Raw genomic sequence first — 1,018 nt, 5'->3', positions numbered from 1 at the left:
CCATGAACAGGCTCCTCCCCGAGAAACTATGCCGATACGCCGAAGTTCACCTCTTCGAAAAACCAAACGCCTCCAGCCCGCGTTCAAAGGCAGCACCGGTTTCCTCGGCATAGTTGCGGGCTCGGCATAGGTCGACCTATGCGGACATCCGCATAGGTCGACGAACTGGGCTACCTCCCGATCGACACCGAAGGGGCCAGACTGCTGTTCCAGGTCATCGCCGACAGCTACGAAAAACGCAGCCTGATCATCACCACCAACCTCGAATTCTCCCGCTGGGGAACGGTGTTCGGGGACGACATTATGGCTGCCGCCGTCATCGATCGGCTGGTGCACCACGGGCGCCTGCTGCAATTCCGTGGTGAGTCCTACCGGGTCAAAAATGCCCTGATGAAATAACCAAACAGCTGAAATGGCCTGGAAACGTGCCGAGGTGGCCTGATTCTTAGCGCTGAAATGGCCTACTTAAAGTTGACGAAACACAGCCCCTCCTGGCGCCAACGCACCAGCGAAAACCGGCGCGCCACCCTTGACGAAAACAAGGAGACCCACAATGCTAAATAGCACTTACACGTGGTCCCATACTCGTGGCAACGCGTTGGTCCCATCCCGCTGGCAAGCGACAAAGCCGATGTAGCATATGAAAAGGGTCGGCTAGACTCACTCAGACTCATCACCCGCGTCGCCGTCGGCTTCAAGAAACCGGAAGCACTCAACGCCCTGGCCGGGCTCAGCCGCGGCGGCCATAGACCAGAACTTCCAGGCCCGAATCACCGAATGCGTCAGGAGAGCCCCAACTTCAGCAGAAATGGGATTGTGTTTTCTTGCCCCGGGGCTACAAGGCGTGAAGTCAGCGACGCCGGCCTCCTTTGCCGGCCCTTCGCAGATCTATGCCGAGCCCGCAACTATGCCGAGGAAACCGGTGCTGCCTTTGAACGCGGGCTGGAGGCGTTTGGTTTTTCGAAGAGGTGAACTTCGGCGTATCGGCATAGTTTCTCGGGGAGGAGCCTGTTCATGG

At 58.3% G+C, this 1,018-nt stretch carries 1 pseudogene; it reads left to right on the top strand.

From position 1 onward, the window contains the following. Positions 1 to 159: 159 nt before the first annotated feature. Positions 160 to 399, top strand: a pseudogene (locus CXR02_RS21860) (ATP-binding protein); the annotation flags it as partial. Positions 400 to 1,018: the final 619 nt, after the last annotated feature.

Origin of the sequence: Arthrobacter sp. 4R501, from assembly GCF_002929755.1 — a bacterium.
In the GTDB taxonomy this organism is placed as follows: Bacteria; Actinomycetota; Actinomycetes; order Actinomycetales; family Micrococcaceae; genus Arthrobacter.
This window is presented reverse-complemented; position numbering and strand designations above follow the sequence as displayed.